Genomic DNA, 16,507 nt, shown 5'->3' with positions numbered 1-16,507 from the left:
GAGCGTCGGCGACCGACGACAACGCCGCGAGCGTGCGTGCCAGACCCCGCGAGCCCGGCCTGATCCAAACGACAGGCCCTAGCTGCGGGGGCCGATGCCGTAGAGGGCGTACTCGACGATCGTGTCCGCGTACGCGTGGTCGAGCGGTCCGGTGTTCTGCAGCCAGCGCTGGGCGAGCGGCCCGGAGAACAGGTCGCGGGCGACGATCGGGTCGACCCCGGCGCGGATCTGGCCGGCCTCCTGCGCGGCGCGCAGCCTGGCCGCGTACAGGTCGAGTCCGGGCATGAGGAGCTTGGCGACGAAATCCTCGGCGAAGTCGCGGTTGGCGAGCCCCTCGGCGGCGAGTGCGCGGGCCGGGGCCTCGAAGCGGGGGTCCTTGAGCTCGTCGACGGTGGCGCGCAGCACCAGCTTGAGGTCGGCCTCGATGTCGCCGGTGTCGGGCAGGGAGTCGAAGTCGAGCGGGTAGTCCGGGTGCTTCTCGGCGGCGGCCTCCTGGTTGCGCTCGCCGAGGTCGATGAAGGCCTCCATGAGGACCTCGGCCTTCGAGCCCCACCACCGGTAGATCGTCTGCTTGCCGACACCGGCGCGGGCGGCGATGCCCTCGATGGTGGTGCGCGGGTAGCCGATCTCTCCTACGAGGGTGAGGGCGGCGTCGTAGATCGCGCGGCGGGAACGTTCGCTGCGGCGGGTGGCGTCGGGGACGGCCTTCTTCGCCGACTGGTTCGCCGACTGGCTCTTCGTGTCTGACATGGTTCGAATGTAGCAGCGCGCGAGCCGAGACGGTCCGTCTTGTGACCTCTTGACAAGACGCGCCGTCTCGCTCAAAGTGGAGGTCGTCCGCACGGCGAGACGATACGTATCGTCGCATCACGATGACTCAAGGAGATACGACCATGACCCGAGGTGGAGCAGGCGGCATGCTGGGCGTCGGTGGCGCCCGCAGCAACATGTCCCGCAAGGCGATGCGCGGCGGCGGCCGAGGTGGCCGCGTCGGCGGCGGGGGCCCCGACCCCGTGGCGCAGAAGCGTGAGCTCCTGCGCAAGTTGCAGGAGAAGCGCGGCACGCACGACGCGTCGTGAGCAGAGCCGGCCGTGAACCACCCGTTCGGTTCACAGCCCCGAGGGCTCCCCCGGCCGCACCATGGGCTTCACCCAGCCCTGCGGTCGGAGGAGCCCTCATTGCGTAATCCGCGCCTTGTCGAACGTCGCGCCACACCCCGGCGCTATCTCATGTGCCCACCGGCACACTTCAAGGTCACGTACTCGATCAACCCGTGGATGGACCCGGCGAAACCCGTCGACGTCCCGCTCGCGGTCGCCCAGTGGGAGGTCCTGCGGGACCGCTACCGCGGGCTCGGCCACACGGTGGATCTGCTCGACCCGCGCCCCGGCCTCCCGGACATGGTGTTCGCGGCGAACGGCGCGACCGTGGTGGACGGCCGGGTGCTCGGCGCCCGGTTCGCGCACCGGGAACGGGAGGCGGAAGCCGCGGCGCACCTGCAGTGGTTCCGGGCGCACGGCTACGCCGAGGTCCACGAGCCCGTCCACGTCAACGAGGGCGAGGGCGACTTCGCCGTCACCGCCTCGTACGTGCTCGCGGGGCGCGGCTTCCGGGCCTCACCGCTGTCGCACGGGGAGGCGCAGGAGGTGTTCGGCCGGCCGGTGATCGGGCTCGACCTCGTGGATCCGCGCTTCTATCACCTGGATACGGCGCTGGCCGTGCTCGACGACGCCGCCGACGAGGTCATGTACTACCCGGCGGCGTTCTCGCCCGGGAGTCGGGCGGTGCTGCGGCGGATGTTCCCCGACGCGCTGATCGCCTCCGAGGAGGATGCGGTGGCCTTCGGCCTCAACGCGGTGTCGGACGGCCGGAATGTGCTGCTGCCGCAGGGGGCGGTGGGGTTGTTGCGGCCGCTGCGGGAGCGGGGGTTTGTGCCGGTGGGGGTTGATCTCGGCGAGTTGTTGAAGGGGGGTGGGAGTGTGAAGTGCTGCACGCTTGAGCTTCGTTGACCTGAAGCGTGGCTGGGGTCGCGGGGCTCTGCCCCGGACCCCGCGAGTCTCGTCCCAGAGCGGGGCTTAATTGGCCCACCCGTCGCCCCACTCCACGTTCCGAGCCTCGCGGTAAGCGGTGCCGTGCTTCTTGGTCACCGTCGTACGGGTCAGCGTCCCCTCCGCCTCGCACAGGTCGAGGAGGACCTGGCCCTTGCGGATCTGGGGCTTGCGGATGACGCGGGCCGAGGTAGGGGTCGGGGCGAAGCGGGTCGCGGCGACGTAGGCGAACTTCTCGTCCTCGTACGCGAGGGAGCCGCCCTTGACCTGGCGGTGGAGGGAGGAGCGGGCGACCCGGGCCGAGAAGTGGCACCAGTCCGTGCCGGGCACGATGGGGCAGGCCGCGCTGTGCGGGCAGGGCGCGGCCACGTGGAATCCGGCGGCGACGAGCCGGTCGCGGGCCTCGATGACGCGGGCGTAGCCGTCCGGGGTGCCGGGCTCGATGATGACCACGGCGCCGGTGGCGGCCCGCGCGGCGGCGTCGACGACGACCGTGCGGTCGGCCTCGGTCAGCTCCTTGAGCACGTACGAGACGGTGACGAGGTCGGCCTCGGGGGTGTCGTGCGCGCCGATCCGTCCCCGTTCCCAGCGCACCGATTCCGCCAACTCACCTTGGGTGGCGGTCAGTTCGCGGCCGAGGTCGAGTGCGGGCTGGGACCAGTCGACGACCGTCGTGGTCCGCTCCCCCGGCCACACGTCCTGCGCCGCCCACACCGCCGCGCCCGTGCCGCCCCCGATGTCCAGGTGGCGGTCGGGCCGCCAGTCGGCCGCGGCGTCCAGCGCGTCGAGCGCGGAGCGCACCGCCTCGAACGTGGCCGGCATCCGGTACGCCGCGTACGCCACGACGTCCGCCCGCTCGCGCAGGATCGGGGCGTCGGTCGGGGTGGTCCCCCGGTAGTTCGCGATGAGCCGCTCGACGGCCTTCGCCGCCTGCGTGGGCGGGAGGCCGTCGAGGAGCGCGGCGAGGGTGGACCGAAGGGTGTCGGAGGTCGACTGGAGCGGGGCGTTCACCCCGCGATTCTACGGAGCGGTGGCGGTGGTCACGGTTCCGCGTCAGACCACGGCCCGCGCCACCCGGTTCGCCGCCGCCACCCGCGGGCCGTTGGCGGGGCCGCGGCGGCGGGGGTGCACGGTGTTGGCGAGGAGGACCAGGAAGGTGTCGGTCGCCGGGTCGATCACCAGGGACGTGCCCGTGAAACCGGTGTGGCCCGCCGCGCCGCGGCCCGCCAGTTCGCCCATGAACCACGACTGGTCGAGGCGGAAGCCGAGGCCGGGCGGGGTCAGCATCAGGTCGACGAAGTCGGGGCCGAGGATGCGGGCCGTGCCGTAGGAGCCGCCGGTGAGGAGGGCGCGGCAGAGGACGGCCAGGTCGTACGCCGTGGAGAAGAGGCCCGCGTGACCGGCCACGCCGCCGAGCGCCCAGGCGTTCTCGTCGTGCACCTCGCCGCGCACCATGCCCCGCTCCGCCTTCGCCCAGGGGCGGCGCTGGTCCTCGGTGGCGGCGGCGCCCGGGCACGGCCCGTACGACGTGGCGGTCATGCCGAGGGGGCGGGTGATGCCCTCGCGGATCAGGACGTCGAGGGGTCGGTCCGTGACGCGTTCGAGGACGTGCTGGAGGAGCAGCATGTTCAGGTCGGAGTAGAGGTAGTCGCCCGGTGGTGACGAGGGCGCCTCCGCGCGCAGCAGCGCCAGCCGTGCGGCGGCGTCCGGGGCGTCGTACAGCGGGAGTTCGGGGCGCAGGCCCGAGGTGTGGGTGAGGAGCTGGCGGACTGTGACGGCGCCCCGGGCCGCGGCCTTGAACTCGGGGACGTACGCGCCGACCTTCGCGTCGATGCCGAGTCTGCCGCGCTCGATCTGCTGCACGGCGGCGATCGAGGTGAAGAGCTTGGTGAGTGAGGCCAGGTCGAAGGGGGTGTCCACCGTCATCGGGACGCGGGCCCCGGGCGGCAGCTCGATGCCGGTGTCCGACGCCTCGTCGTACGACGCGTAGCGCGCCGCCCAGCCGTGCGCCGCCTCCGCCGCGATCACCGGGCCGCGCCCGGCGAGCACGACGACCCCGGCGCACCAGGGCCGCGCCCCCTCGGGCAGCCGGCGCACGTCGGAGAGGAGCCCGGCGAGCTGCTCCCCGTCGAGCCCCGCCCGCTCGGGCGTCCCGTGGCGCAGTCTCGGCGCGTTCAGCGCTGCTCACCCGCCGCGCCGCGCCGCTGCCAGGGGCGGCACAGGGTCACGAAGGCGAGCGCCGCGACGATCCCGCTGACGAGCTGGACGAGCGCCATCGGGACCGCCGTGTGCTCGCCCGCGATGCCGACGAGCGGCGAGGCGATCGCGCCGATCAGGAACGAGGACGTGCCGAGCAGCGCGGACGCGGAGCCCGCCGCGTGCGGGGTGCGCATGAGGGCGAGGGCGTTGGTGTTGGGCGTGGTCAGGGCCATGCAGGCCATGAGGACGAAGAGGCCGGCGGCGATGGGGGCGAGGCCGAGTTCCTCGGGCGTTCCGAAGACGCCGCTCGCGGCCATCAGGAGGAAGGCGGCGGCGAGGACGACCAGGGTGAGGCCGATGCCGAGCACCTTGTCGAGGTTGACCCGGCCGACGAGCACCTTGCCGTTGAGCTGGCCGACGGCGATCAGGCCGATCGAGTTGAGCCCGAAGAGGAGGCTGAACGTCTGCGGGGACGCCCCGTAGATCTCCTGGATCACGAACGGGGAGGCCGACACATAGGCGAAGAGCGCCGCGAACGCGAAGCCGCCGACGAGCGTGTAGCCGAGGAAGACGCGGTCGGCGAGCAGTCCGCGCATCGTGCGCAGCGCCTCCATGGTGCCGCCGCTGTGCCGCCGCTCCGGCGCGAGGGTCTCCGGCAGGAACTTCCACACGACGGCGGTGAGCGCGATGCCGATGCCGGTGAGCACGACGAAGACGCCGCGCCAGTCGGTGAACCGCAGCACCTGGCCGCCGATCAGCGGCGCGACGATCGGGGCGATGCCGGAGATCAGCATCAGCGAGGAGAAGAACCGGGCCATCGCGACGCCGTCGTAGAGGTCGCGGACCACGGCGCGGGCGATCACGATGCCCGCGGAGCCCGCGAGCCCCTGGAGCAGCCGGAAGGCGATGAGCAGGGCGGCGTTCGGCGCGAAGGCGCAGATCGCGGTGGCCACGATGTAGATCAGCAGGCTGACGATCAGCGGCCTGCGCCGGCCCCACTTGTCGCTCATCGGGCCGACCACGAGCTGCCCGAGCGCCATGCCGGCCAGGCATGCGGTGAGGGTGAGCTGCGCGGTGGCGGCCGAGGTGTGCAGGACGTCCGTGACCTCCGGCAGGGCCGGGAGGTACATGTCCATGGAGAGCGGCGGTACGGCGGTGAGCCCGCCGAGGATGAACGTGACGAGGAGGCTCGCGCCGGCCCCGACCACCACCTTGGGAACGGGCGTTGGGGTGGCGTCACGGACCTCACCGGTCGCGTTCTCCCCCGTGGTGCTCCCGGTGGAACATCCGCTGTCCTTCATCCCGCTGCCCCTCGTTTCCCTTCGTCTCTCCCGGCCATCTGTGCGATTCCCTATGCTCTCAGCTCGGCGGTGCGGTCGAGACCAATATCTGGAGTGGGTGGGCACGATGACAGAGCGGGTGCGCTGGGGAATCCTCGCGACGGGCGGGATCGCCGCGTCGTTCACGGCCGATCTGCTGGATCTGCCCGATGCCGAGGTGGTGGCGGTCGCCTCGCGCAAGGAGGCCTCCGCGAAGGCGTTCGCGGAGCGCTTCGGGATCGAGCGGGCGTACGGCGACTGGGCCGCGCTCGCCGCGGACGAGGACGTCGATGTCGTGTACGTCGCGACGCCGCACGCCGCGCACCGGGAGGCGGCCGGGCTCTGCCTGGAGGCGGGGCGCGCGGTGCTGTGCGAGAAGGCGTTCGCGCTGAACGCGCGGGAGGCGGCGGAGCTGGTGACGCTCGCGCGCTCGCGGGGCGTGTTCCTGATGGAGGCCATGTGGATGTACTGCAATCCGCTGGTGCGGCGGCTGAAGGCGCTCGTCGACGACGGGGCGATCGGTGAAGTCCGCACGGTGCAGGCCGACTTCGGGCTCGCCGGCCCCTTCCCGCCCGCGCACCGGCTGCGTGATCCGGCGCAGGGCGGCGGCGCGCTGCTCGACCTCGGGGTGTACCCGGTGTCGTTCGCGCAGCTGCTGCTCGGGGAGCCCGCCGCCGTGACGGCGTCCGCGCAGCTCTCCGAGGAGGGCGTCGACCTCCAGACCGGGATGCTGCTCTCGTGGGACAACGGTGCCCACGCGCTGCTGCACTGCGCCCTCAACGCCGGTACGGGCGTGACCGCTTCGGTCACCGGGTCGGCCGGGCGGATCGACGTGCCGGGCGGGTTCTTCTCCCCGGAGCGGTTCGTGCTGCACCGGGACGGGCGGGAGCCGGAGGAGTTCGTGGCGGCACCGGAGGACGGGCCGCACGATTCGATGCGGCACGAGGCGATCGAGGTGATGCGGCGGATCCGGGCGGGCGACACGGAGTCACCGCTGGTGCCGCTGGAGGGTTCGCTCGCCGTGATGCGGACGCTCGACACCGTCAGGGAACGGGTCGGCGTCCGCTATCCCGGCGAGGACTGAGGGTGCCTACGCGGGCTTGAGGCCCGGCTCCCCGGCGGCCGTCACGAATGAGGCCGCCGTGGTGAGGGCCGCTCCCGGCGTGGTCACCGCGGGCACCGTCTTGAAGTCGGCCCGCGCCGCCTGCTGCCCCAACTCCACGGTCACGTAACCGCGTTGACCGTTGTAGTGCTTCATGTGCGGGTTGCGGGCGAGGTACCCGGCCCAGTTGGCGGGCTTGGCGGAGCCGTCCTTGCCGCTGGTGATGGACGTCGTCACGATCTCGGTGCCGACCGTGCGCGAGCCCTGGTCGTCGGCGTCCCGCTTGATGTCCATGGCGTACGAGACGTGGACGTCGCCGGTGAGGACCATCAGGTTCTCGACGCGGGCGGCCTCGGCGCCCTTGAGGATCCGCTCACGGGAGGCCGGGTAGCCGTCCCAGGAGTCCATGGAGAGCGTGGTGTTGCCCGCGGCCGCGTTGTTGCGGCGGGAGAAGGTGACCTGCTGCGGGACGACGTTCCACAGCGCCTTCGAGTTCCGCCAGCCGTCGGTCAGCCAGCGCTCCTGGGTGAAGCCGGGCAGCGTCTGCGAGGCGGCCTCGGACTCGGGCGTCGGGGTCTTCCAGCCGTCGCCGTTCGCCTGGTCGGTGCGGTACTGGCGGGTGTCGAGGATGTCGAACTGGGCGAGCCGGCCCCAGTGCAGCCGCCGGTAGAGCCGCATGTCGGGGCCGGACGGCACCTGGGGGCGGCGCAGCGGCTGGTTCTCCCAGTACGCGCGGTACGCGGAGGCGCGGCGCAGCAGGAACTCCTCGGGCGGGTTGCCGTTCTCGTCGGTGTCGCCCGCGTAGTTGTTCTCGGTCTCGTGGTCGTCCCAGGTGACGACGAAGGGGTGCGCGGCGTGCGCGGCGCGCAGGTTCTCGTCGCTCTTGTAGAGGGCGTACCGCAGCCGGTAGTCCTCCAGCGTCACAGTCTCCCGGTTGAAGACGTCGGGCAGCACGCGGTCGGTGTAGTTGCGGGCGCCGCCGACGGAGGTGACGGCGTACTCGTAGAGGTAGTCGCCGAGATGGAAGACGACGTCGACGTCGTCCTGGGCCAGGTGCTTGTACGCGGTGTAGTACCCGTCGTGGTACGCCTGGCAGGACACGGCGGCGAGGGTGAGCGCGGAGGTCTTCGCGCCGGTGGCGGGCGCGGTGCGGGTGCGGCCCGTTTCGCTCACCCAACTCCCCACGCGGAAGCGGTAGTAGTACACGCGCCCGGCGCCGAGCTTGTCGACCTCGACGTGCACGGTGTGGTTGTACTCGGGGTGCGCGGTGGTGGTGCCGCGCCTGATGACCCGCCGGAACTTCTCGTCGAGGGCCAGCTCCCACGCCACGTCGACGCGGGCGGCGGGCAGGCCGCTGCCGGTCTCGTACGGGGACGGGGCGAGCCGCGTCCACAGCAGCACGGAGTCGGGCAGCGGGTCGCCGGAGGCGATGCCGAGCGTGAAGGGGTCGCTCTTGATCTTCCGGGCGTCGAGCTCGGCGGCGGCCGCGGTGCCCGCGGTCGGGAGGTTGGTCGCGAAGGCGAGCGCGGCGGCGGCGCCGGTGACGGTGAGGAATCTTCTGCGGCCCAAGTGCTGGGCAGCGACACGGAGTTCGGCTGCGTGCAGCGGTATGTGAGGCATGAAGCGTTATTGCAGTGGCCGGGGACGACCGTGGCCTGTCACGTACACAACAGCCACATGGCGGATCGATGATCTCCGTGTGGCCGCGCGACCCGTACGCTGCCGCCTCATGAACGCTTCGCAAACGGACACCGCTTCGCGCACCGCCGTCGTCACCGGCGCGGGCTCCGGCATCGGCCGGGCCGTCGCCCTCGAACTGCTGCGCGCGGGCTGGCGTGTGGCCCTCGCGGGCCGCCGCACCGAGACGCTGGAGGCGACCGCGGACCTGGCCCCGGACGCCGACTCCCTCGTGGTCCGCGCGGACGTGTCGGACGCCGATGCCGTGGCGGCCCTCTTCGCCACCGTCGCGGACCGTTTCGGCCGCCTCGACCTGCTCTTCAACAACGCGGGAACGTTCGGCCCCGGCGGCGTGGGCATCGAGGACCTGGAGTACGACGCGTGGCGGCAGGTCGTCGACGTGAACCTCAACGGGGCGTTCCTGTGCGCGCAGGCGGCGTTCCGGCAGATGAAGGAGCAGGACCCGCAGGGCGGCCGGATCATCAACAACGGCTCCATCTCGGCGCACGCGCCGCGCCCGCGCTCGATCGCGTACACGACGACGAAGCACGCCATGACCGGCCTCACCAAGTCGCTCTCCCTGGACGGCCGCCCCTACCGGATCGCCTGCGGCCAGATCGACATCGGCAACGCGGCGACCGACATGACCGAGGTCATGCAGCGCGGCATCCCGCAGGCGAACGGGGAGCTTGCGGCGGAGCCGGTGATGGACGTCGCGGACGTGGGCCGCACCGTGCGGCACATGGCGGAGCTGCCGCTGGAGGCGAACGTCCAGTTCGCGACGGTCCTGGCGACGAACATGCCGTACATCGGCCGCGGCTGACGTCCCACGGCCCCGTTTGCGGGCTTGATCCACTGCACTACTGTCACTCGAACGGGCCTGCGCACCGCGTGCGGGCCGGACGAGTGCCGGACGGTGAAGTCATGACCTGCTCACGTTTTCGTACGTCTCGTAAATCCCGCTCCGGGCGGATCGACCTGGGGCTGCTCGCGCTGCGCGTCGGCACCGGCGGGGTGCTCGCCGTGCACGGCGCGCAGAAACTCCTCGGCTGGTTCGGTGGCGGCGGGGTGTCCGGTACGGCCGCCGGCATGGAGGCCATGGGGTACCACCCGCCCAAGGCGAGCGCCGTCGCCGCCGGGCTCGGGGAGGCGGGCGGCGGAGTGCTGCTCGCGCTCGGGCTCGCGACGCCGGTGGGCGGGGCGGCCGCCGCCGGGACCATGGCGGGTGCGGCCGCGGTGCACGCGCCGAACGGGTTCTTCGCGACGAGCGGCGGCTACGAGTACCCGGCGTTCCTCGGCTTCGCCGCGGCGGGCCTCGCCGTGACCGGGCCGGGCCGCTACTCCCTGGACCACGCGCTCGGCCACGCCCTGAACCGGCACTGGATGGTGCCGGCGGCGCTCGTCGGGGCGGGCGCGGCGGCGGTGGCCGTGGTGGCGTCCCGCAACAAGCAGGTGGCCGCGCAGCAGGAGGAGAAGCCGGAGGAATAACCTCGTCGCCCGTGACGACGAACGACGACGACAACGACCTGTGGGCGACGGTCGACCGGCTGCGCGCCTGGCTCGACGACAACAACGCGCGCCCGCCCCAAGAGGCCCTTCTCCTCCGGATGCTGAAGCTCTCCGAGGAGGTCGGCGAGGTCTCCCAGGCGGTGATCGGCGCGGTCGGCCAGAACCCCCGCAAAGGCGTCAGCCACTCTTGGGCTGACGTGGAGTCGGAGCTGTGCGACGTGGTGGTGACGGCCCTGGTCGCCCTCGGCACCCTCACGCCGGACCCGCGGGGTACGTTGCGCGCACACGTGGCGAAGGTGGCGGAACGCTCCCTGGGCCGCTCCGCTCCCTCCGATTGACCCAATCAAGCCTCTGCGGCGGTCGAGCCAATTGAGCCCCTGCGGCGATTGAGCAGCGGGGGCTGGGGCAGAGCCCCGGGGGTCGGCCCGGGGAGCCGCCTGCTCAATCGCCGCAGCGGCTTGATGGGCCGCAGGGGCTGAACCACCTACAGCCGCCCCAACTCCCGCAGGAGCGGCACCACCTGACCCCCGACCGCCGGCGCGAGCCGGATGTCGTCGTGGGCGTCGGTCCACCGCAATTCCGCCAACTCCGCCGCCGGCACCGGCGTACCGGACAACGTGGCCGCGAAAACCACCATCCGCATCGGCACACCCTCGAGCGCCGCCACGTCCTCCACCACGGCGAGCCGCTCGACGCCGCCCGGCACGACCCCGAGCTCCTCGTCCAGCTCGCGCGCCAGCGTCTCCTCGGGGCTCTCCCCCGGCTCCGGCTTGCCGCCCGGCAGATAGAAGACGTCCGGCGCCGCCTGCTTGCTGACGACGAGCAGCCGCCCGTCCTCCACGACGGCCGCGGCGACCACGTCCATGACTGTTCCCTGCTGCATGCGGCGATTCTCCCCCGGCTACGCTGACAACGTGGACAACGGCATCGTCACGGCGGTCAGCAGCAACGGCACGTACTCCTTCACCAAGCCGAACCGCGAGAGCATCACGCTGCTCGCCGGACTCGGGGTCGAAGGGGACGTGCACGCGGGTGTCACCGTCAAGCACCGCTCGCGCGTCGCCAAGGACCCGAGCCAGCCGAACCTCCGCCAAGTGCACCTGATGCACGAGGAGTTGTTCGAGGAGGTCGCAGGGGCCGGGCACGCGGTGCGGCCCGGTGACCTCGGCGAGAACGTCACCACGCGCGGCATCGACCTGCTCGCCCTGCCCACCGGCACCCTGCTGCACTTCGGCGAGGGCGGCGCCGTCGTCGAGGTCACGGGCCTGCGCAACCCGTGTCTGCAGATCGACGCGTTCCAGGACGGGCTCCTCAAGCGGGTCGTGGGCCGGGCCCCGGACACCGGCGAGATCGTCCGGAAGGCCGGGATCATGAGCGTCGTACGGGAGGGCGGCGAGGTCAGGCCCGGGGACGCGATCCGGGTGGAGCTGCCGGCCGAGCCGTTCCGGCCGCTCGAAAGGGTCTGAAGGGTCTGAACCCCGCGCGGGTAGGGGGCGTCAGGTGAACGACTACCATCGCCGCCATGACTGACAGGCACCGAAGCACCGAACACCCGCGCCTGGGTGTGGCCATCGTCACCATGGGCAATCGGCCCAAGGACGTGACCGCCCTCCTGGAATCGGTGGCCAAGCAGGATGCGGTGCCGACCCGCGTCGTCATGATCGGCAACGGGACGCCGCTGCCCGCGTATCCCGGCTACCCGTTCGAGGTCACGACGGTCGAGCTGGACGAGAACCTCGGCTGCCCCGGCGGCCGCAACGTCGCCCTCGCCCGGCTGCGCGAGTTCGGCGACGTGGACGTGGCCGTGGAGCTGGACGACGACGGGCTGCTCGTCGACGCCGATGTGTTCTCCACCATTCAGCGGCTGTATGAGGATGACCCGGCGCTCGGCATCGTCGGCTTCCGGATCGCCGACGAGCTCGGTGAGACCCAGCGTCGCCATGTGCCGCGCCTGCGCGCGAAGGACCCGATGAAGCGGGGCCTCGTGACCGCGTTCCTCGGTGGCGCGCACGGTTTCTCGATGAAGATGCTCGACGAGATCGGCGACTGGCCCGCCGACTTCTTCTTCACGCACGAGGAGACCGACCTCGCGTGGCGGGCGCTGGATGCGGGCTGGAAGGTGCTGTACGAGCCGTCGCTGCTGCTCCAGCACCCGAAGACGTCCCCGGCCCGGCACGCCGTCTACCACCGGATGACCGCCCGGAACCGGGTGTGGCTGGCCCGCCGCCGCCTCCCCCTCCCGCTGATCCCGCTGTACCTGGCGGTATGGACGGGCATCACGCTGCTGCGTACGAGGTCGCTCGGCGGCCTGCGCGCCTGGGCCGGTGGCTTCGCGGAAGGGCTGCGCGCGTCCGCCGGGGAGCGCCGCCCGATGCGCTGGCGGACGGTGTGGCGGATGACGCGGCTCGGCCGCCCGCCGCTGATCTGACGGGCGACCGACGGCCGGGCGCGGGCGGTCAGGACCGCGTGCGCCGCCTGCGCGTGGCGTACACCGTGCCCGCACCGGCCGCGGCGATCAGCGCGGCGGCCGCGGCGAGCGGTCCGGCCGGGACGTCGGAGCCGGTGGCGGCGAGCGAACCACCCGTGGTGGAGCCGGTGCCGCCCGTGGTTGAGCCGGTTCCGACGCTGCCGGTGCCGCCCGTGGTGCCCGAAGTGCCGCCGCTCGTACCGCCGTTGGAGCCCGCGGGAAGCTCGGCGTTCTCGTCGAGGGAGACGGCCGCGGTGACCGGGTCGAGCGCGGCGCCCGCCTCGTAGAAGCCGCCGAAGGCCTTGGCGCCGCCCGAGGTGAGGGTGGCGGCGGCGCCGTCCAGCTCGACGACGTCGTTCTTCGCGGTCAGGGCGCCGGAGCCGAGCTTCAGGGTGGCCACGGTCAGACCGTCGTACGTGGAGACCTTCCCGGTCTCCTGGTCCTTGCTGGAGACGTCGGCGACGAGCTTGCCGCTGCCGCCCTCCGCCGTCACGCGCAGCTCGCTGAACTGCAGGTCGAGGGCGTACTCGCCGCCCTCCTTGTGCCCGAGGAAGCGGACCTTGCCCGCGAACTTCGCGTCCAGCGACTTGGCGTCGGCGTCGTAGCTGCCGCTCGCGTCGCCGAACCGGTAGCCCGAGCCGTTCTTGCCCGCGCCGCCGGAGAGTTCGACCTTGCCCTTGGCGATCGGCCCCGTGATGTACGTACGGAAGGACTCCTTGACGCCCCAGTCCAGATTGCCGTCGACGATCTCGCCGGAGACGGCGGCCGCGGGGGCCGTCGACGCGGACGCGCTCGGCTTGCCGGTCGGGGTCGCGGTCTTCGTGGGCTTCGGCGCCGTGGTGGCCGTGTCGGTCGGGGACGGCGACTTCGTCGGGGGCTTGGTCGGCGCCGGCGAGGTGGGGGCGGAGGCCGCGGTGACGGTCAGGGTCGCCGGGTCGAGGGCGGTGCCCTCCTTGTACATCCCGTTGAACGCCTTGGCGCCGTCGGCGGTGAGCGTCGCCGGGATGTCCTTGAAGGTCATGGCGCCGCCCGCGCCCTGGCCCGGCTTCACGGCGGACAGGTCGAGCGTGGCGAACTCGATGTCGTTCTGGGTCGAGCCGTTGAGGGTGACGTCGGCGCCGATGTGACCGGTCTTGCCGGAGGTCACCACCTTCACGTCGGCGACCTTGATGTCGAAGCGGTGCGCGATGGAGGCGAACCGGACTGCGCCCTTGAACTTCGTGTCCGTGCCGTGCGTCGCCGTGTCGTACGTGCCCGTGCCGCCGCCGAAGGTGAAGGCGCCGTTGTCGGCGGCCTGCGTGGCCCCGTCGTTGGCATCGATCTTCCCGAGGGCGATGCCGGTGACGTACTTGCGGAAGGACTCCTTGATGCCCCAGTCGAGGGTGCCGTCCTTCAACTCGATGCCGGGCGCGGCCTTTTCGGCGCCGGGAGCGGCTTTTTCGGCGGCGAAGGCGGGGAGGCTCAGCGCGCCGCTGCCGAGTGCGACGGCGGTCGCGGCGGCGAGGGCTATCGGGTGTCTGGTGATGGGGTTTCCAGTGCGGGACATCTGCTGCTTACCTCAACTCTTCAAGTGGGAGAGCCCGTTCAGGGGCGCGGGGAACGGCGCGAGCGAAGGACCAGGAATCCGGCGGCGGCGAGCACGAGGGCCACGACGGCGACGATCCCGGAGACCGCGCCACCGGAGAGCCCCGAACCCTCCGCCGCCGAGGCGGACTTGGCCTTCGGGGCGGCGGAGCTGTTGTCGGGGCTCGGCGAGGCGGAGCTGCCGAGGTCCGGAAGTGCGGGCAGTGCGGCGTCGGCGTCGAGCGCGACCGCGAGGGAGACCGGGTCCATCGCGGCCCCCTTGCGGTACATGCCGCCGAAGGCCTTCGCCCCGGCGGCGGTGAGCTTCGCCGGAGCCTCGTCGACCCGTACGAGCCCGTCCTTCGCGGCGAGTTCGTCGACGTCGAAGGTCACGAGCGCGGTGTCCTCACGGGTTCGGCCTTCGCCGGTGACGTCGGCGCGCAGCGTGCCCTTGCCGTCGGCCACGTCGACGGACACGTCCGCGAACTTCAGGTCGAGCCCGTGTTTCCCGGTGAACCGCACCGACCCGGTGAACTCGGCGTCCAGGGTCTGCTTCTTCTTGTCGTACGACCCTTCGCCCTCGGGGAAGCGGAACAGCGCGCCGCCGTCCCGCGCCCCGTCGGCGAGCTTCCATTCGCCCTGGGCGATGTCGCCGGTGACGTACTCCCGGAAGGTGCGGCGCACGCCCCAGTCGACGGCTCCGTCCCGGACGGTGCCGGTGTCCGTGTCGGTGTCGTCCTTCTTGGCCTTCTTCTCCTCGGCCCCGACCGTCGCGGTGGGTGAAGGCTTCGCGGCGTCCTTCTTGGGCTCGACGTCGGCGGACAGGCTGACCGGGTCGAGCGCGGTGCCCGCCGTGTAGTAGCCGGCGAAGGACTTGGCGCCCTGCGAAGTCAGCGTGGCGGGCACGCCGTTGAGGGTCACGGCGTTGCCGTCGCCCTTCATGTCGATCCCGCCCAGGGAGAGGGAGGCGAAGGGCACCTGACGGGACGACGTGACCGTCCCGGTGCCCTTCGCCTTGCTCACGACATCGACGTGGAGCGTCCCGCCGCCGCCCGCGATGCGGACGCTCGGGTTGCTGATCGTCATGTCGAGTTCGTGCGAACCGTCGTCCTTCTTGTGCCCGACGAAGTGCACGCCGCCGGAGAACGAGGAGTTGAAGACGCCGGTCGAGCCGTCGTAGCCGCCGCTGGCCGAGTGGAAGCGGAACCCGCTCGCGCCGACGGTCGCCGCTCCCCCGGTCAGGGTGTAACTCCCCTTCGCGATGGGCCCTGTGATGTAGCTCTGGAAGGACGACTTGACGCCCCAGTCGAGCCGGCCGCCCTGCACGGTGCGGGTCGCGGCGTGCGCTCCGGGGGCCGGCAGCAGGGCGGCGAGCAGGCCCGCGAACAGGGCGAGAGCAAAGACGCGTAGGGGTGCGCGTCGGATCATGACGGTTCCTCCGGGACTCCAGCACCAGACGCCACAGGGTCCTGACGCAGACCCTGGCGACTTAGGTAAGGCTAACCTAAACTATGATCGCTTCTGCCAACAGCCCCTCCGCTTACGACAGGACGGAACCCGCGTGCCGACGCCAGCCGCTCCCGCCCCGCCCGCCATCCGACGGACCGGCGCGCTGATCTGCGTACTCGTCGCCGTCCTCGCCCTGTTCGCCACGGCCTGCGGCGGCGGCTCCACCAAGACGAACGCGGGGACGGATGCGACCGGATCCGGCGGCGGAGCCAAGGCGGCCGCGACCTCGAACCGCCTCGAACCGCTCGCCCCGACACCGAAACCGGAGCTCCCGGCCACGGTGACCTCGGCCGACGGCGAGAAGGTCACGGTGAAGCGGGCCGACCGGATCGTTCCGCTGTCGGGCAGCCTCAGCGAGATCGCCTTCACCCTCGGGCTCGGCAAGCGGGTCGTGGCGCGGGACATCACGGCCACGTTCGACCAGGCGAAGAAGCTGCCGGTGGTCACCCGCAACCACGACGTCTCCGCGGAGAACGTGCTCTCGCTCAAGCCGGACCTGGTCCTCGCCGAGACGACCTCGGGCCCCGACGAGGCGATGCAGCAGATCCGCGACGCGGGCGTCCCGGTCGTCGTGATCGACCCGGCGAAGGGCCTCGACGACGTCGGCACCCGTATCCAGGCGGTCGCGAAAACACTCGGAGTCCCGTCCGCCGGGCGGGAGTTGACGCAGCGGTCGGAGGACCGGATCGCGGCCGTGCAGAAGGACATCCCGGCGCGGCACGGCGACAAGCCGCGCGTCGCCTTCCTCTACCTCCGCGGCTCGGCCTCCGTCTACCTCATCGGCGGCAAGGAGTCCGGCGCGACCTCACTGCTCCAAGCGGCGGGCGCGGTCGACGCGGGCGCGGACTCGGGCCTGAAGAAGGACTTCACCGCGATCACCAGTGAGGCCCTCGCGAAGGCCGCGCCGGACGCGATCCTCGTCATGACCAAGGGACTCGACTCCGTCGGGGGCATGGACGGCCTGGTGAAGATCCCCGGCGTCGCCGAGACCCCGGCGGGCGTCGACCGCAGGGTGGTCTCCGTCGACGACGGCGTACTCCTCAACTACGGCCCGCGCACGGACCAGGTGCTGCGCTCGATCGTGGACCAGCTGTACGGGAAGGACGGCGCGTGA

17 protein-coding genes are annotated in these 16,507 nt (G+C 72.0%); 9 read left to right on the top strand and 8 right to left on the bottom strand.

What is annotated here, in order from left to right; translation table 11 throughout:
• Positions 1-78: 78 nt before the first annotated feature.
• Positions 79-750: a TetR/AcrR family transcriptional regulator gene (locus ACYSUO_RS36585; protein ID WP_461780509.1), complete on the bottom strand. Its 672-nt coding sequence runs from the start codon at positions 748-750 to the stop codon at positions 79-81.
• A 143-nt stretch (positions 751-893) separates the two neighbouring features.
• Between ACYSUO_RS36585 and ACYSUO_RS36580 the strand changes: the two genes are divergently transcribed.
• Together ACYSUO_RS36580 and ddaH are read left to right on the top strand one after the other, a co-directional pair.
• Positions 894-1,079, top strand: coding sequence for a DUF6243 family protein (locus ACYSUO_RS36580; RefSeq protein ID WP_426903926.1), 186 nt, complete (start codon positions 894-896; stop codon positions 1,077-1,079).
• A 99-nt stretch (positions 1,080-1,178) separates the two neighbouring features.
• On the top strand, positions 1,179-2,009 hold the full coding sequence (gene ddaH, locus ACYSUO_RS36575; protein ID WP_461780508.1) for a dimethylargininase: 831 nt from the start codon (positions 1,179-1,181) through the stop codon (positions 2,007-2,009).
• Between the two features lie 66 nt (positions 2,010-2,075).
• Here ddaH and ACYSUO_RS36570 read toward each other — a convergent pair whose 3' ends face one another.
• From ACYSUO_RS36570 to ACYSUO_RS36560, 3 genes are read right to left on the bottom strand one after another with little or no spacing between them, the layout of a single operon-like run.
• Complete coding sequence (locus ACYSUO_RS36570) at positions 2,076-3,059, bottom strand: small ribosomal subunit Rsm22 family protein (protein ID WP_461780507.1); 984 nt, start codon at positions 3,057-3,059, stop codon at positions 2,076-2,078.
• Positions 3,060-3,101: 42 nt separating this feature from the next.
• On the bottom strand, positions 3,102-4,226 hold the full coding sequence (locus ACYSUO_RS36565) for a serine hydrolase domain-containing protein (protein WP_461780515.1): 1,125 nt from the start codon (positions 4,224-4,226) through the stop codon (positions 3,102-3,104).
• The gene (locus tag ACYSUO_RS36560; protein WP_461780506.1) at positions 4,223-5,548 is read right to left on the bottom strand and encodes a multidrug effflux MFS transporter; all 1,326 of its coding nucleotides are present in this window, start codon (positions 5,546-5,548) and stop codon (positions 4,223-4,225) included. The genes ACYSUO_RS36565 and ACYSUO_RS36560 overlap by 4 nt, the downstream gene beginning before the upstream one ends.
• 106 nt (positions 5,549-5,654) lie before the next feature.
• On the opposite strand from ACYSUO_RS36560, the gene ACYSUO_RS36555 reads away from it, so the two are divergent.
• On the top strand, positions 5,655-6,650 hold the full coding sequence (locus ACYSUO_RS36555) for a Gfo/Idh/MocA family protein (protein ID WP_461780514.1): 996 nt from the start codon (positions 5,655-5,657) through the stop codon (positions 6,648-6,650).
• 6 nt (positions 6,651-6,656) lie between these two features.
• On the opposite strand, the gene ACYSUO_RS36550 is transcribed toward ACYSUO_RS36555, so the two are convergent.
• A complete protein-coding gene (locus ACYSUO_RS36550) occupies positions 6,657-8,288 on the bottom strand; it encodes an alkaline phosphatase D family protein (RefSeq protein WP_461780505.1) in 1,632 nt (543 codons plus the stop codon).
• 109 nt (positions 8,289-8,397) lie between these two features.
• Between ACYSUO_RS36550 and ACYSUO_RS36545 the strand changes: the two genes are divergently transcribed.
• The 3 genes from ACYSUO_RS36545 (at position 8,398) to ACYSUO_RS36535 (ending at position 10,192) form a co-directional block, all read left to right on the top strand.
• Positions 8,398-9,168 carry an SDR family oxidoreductase gene (locus ACYSUO_RS36545; protein WP_461780504.1) on the top strand — a complete coding sequence of 257 codons (771 nt, stop codon included), beginning with the start codon at positions 8,398-8,400 and terminating at the stop codon, positions 9,166-9,168.
• Between the two features lie 101 nt (positions 9,169-9,269).
• Complete coding sequence (locus ACYSUO_RS36540) at positions 9,270-9,833, top strand: DoxX family protein (RefSeq protein WP_461780503.1); 564 nt, start codon at positions 9,270-9,272, stop codon at positions 9,831-9,833.
• 11 nt (positions 9,834-9,844) lie between these two features.
• A complete protein-coding gene (locus ACYSUO_RS36535; RefSeq protein ID WP_461780502.1) occupies positions 9,845-10,192 on the top strand; it encodes a MazG-like family protein in 348 nt (115 codons plus the stop codon).
• 146 nt (positions 10,193-10,338) lie between these two features.
• Here ACYSUO_RS36535 and ACYSUO_RS36530 read toward each other — a convergent pair whose 3' ends face one another.
• Positions 10,339-10,737, bottom strand: coding sequence for an NUDIX hydrolase (locus tag ACYSUO_RS36530; RefSeq protein ID WP_461780501.1), 399 nt, complete (start codon positions 10,735-10,737; stop codon positions 10,339-10,341).
• Between the two features lie 31 nt (positions 10,738-10,768).
• Here ACYSUO_RS36530 and ACYSUO_RS36525 point away from each other — a divergent pair, with 31 nt between their 5' ends.
• Both ACYSUO_RS36525 and ACYSUO_RS36520 read left to right on the top strand, forming a co-directional pair.
• Complete coding sequence (locus tag ACYSUO_RS36525) at positions 10,769-11,320, top strand: MOSC domain-containing protein (RefSeq protein ID WP_461780500.1); 552 nt, start codon at positions 10,769-10,771, stop codon at positions 11,318-11,320.
• Between the two features lie 56 nt (positions 11,321-11,376).
• Positions 11,377-12,282, top strand: a complete 906-nt coding sequence (locus ACYSUO_RS36520) for a glycosyltransferase family 2 protein (protein ID WP_461780499.1) — start codon at positions 11,377-11,379, stop codon at positions 12,280-12,282.
• Between the two features lie 28 nt (positions 12,283-12,310).
• Here ACYSUO_RS36520 and ACYSUO_RS36515 read toward each other — a convergent pair whose 3' ends face one another.
• Positions 12,311-13,867: an HtaA domain-containing protein gene (locus ACYSUO_RS36515; RefSeq protein ID WP_461780498.1), complete on the bottom strand. Its 1,557-nt coding sequence runs from the start codon at positions 13,865-13,867 to the stop codon at positions 12,311-12,313.
• Positions 13,868-13,905: 38 nt separating this feature from the next.
• Complete coding sequence (locus ACYSUO_RS36510) at positions 13,906-15,312, bottom strand: HtaA domain-containing protein (RefSeq protein ID WP_461780497.1); 1,407 nt, start codon at positions 15,310-15,312, stop codon at positions 13,906-13,908.
• Between the two features lie 133 nt (positions 15,313-15,445).
• Between ACYSUO_RS36510 and ACYSUO_RS36505 the strand changes: the two genes are divergently transcribed.
• Positions 15,446-16,507 carry a heme/hemin ABC transporter substrate-binding protein gene (locus ACYSUO_RS36505; RefSeq protein ID WP_461780496.1) on the top strand — a complete coding sequence of 354 codons (1,062 nt, stop codon included), beginning with the start codon at positions 15,446-15,448 and terminating at the stop codon, positions 16,505-16,507.

The organism is Streptomyces sp. UC4497 (assembly GCF_054871485.1).
The sequence above is the reverse complement of the archived record's forward strand: the minus strand, read 5'-3'. Positions and strand labels throughout refer to the sequence as shown.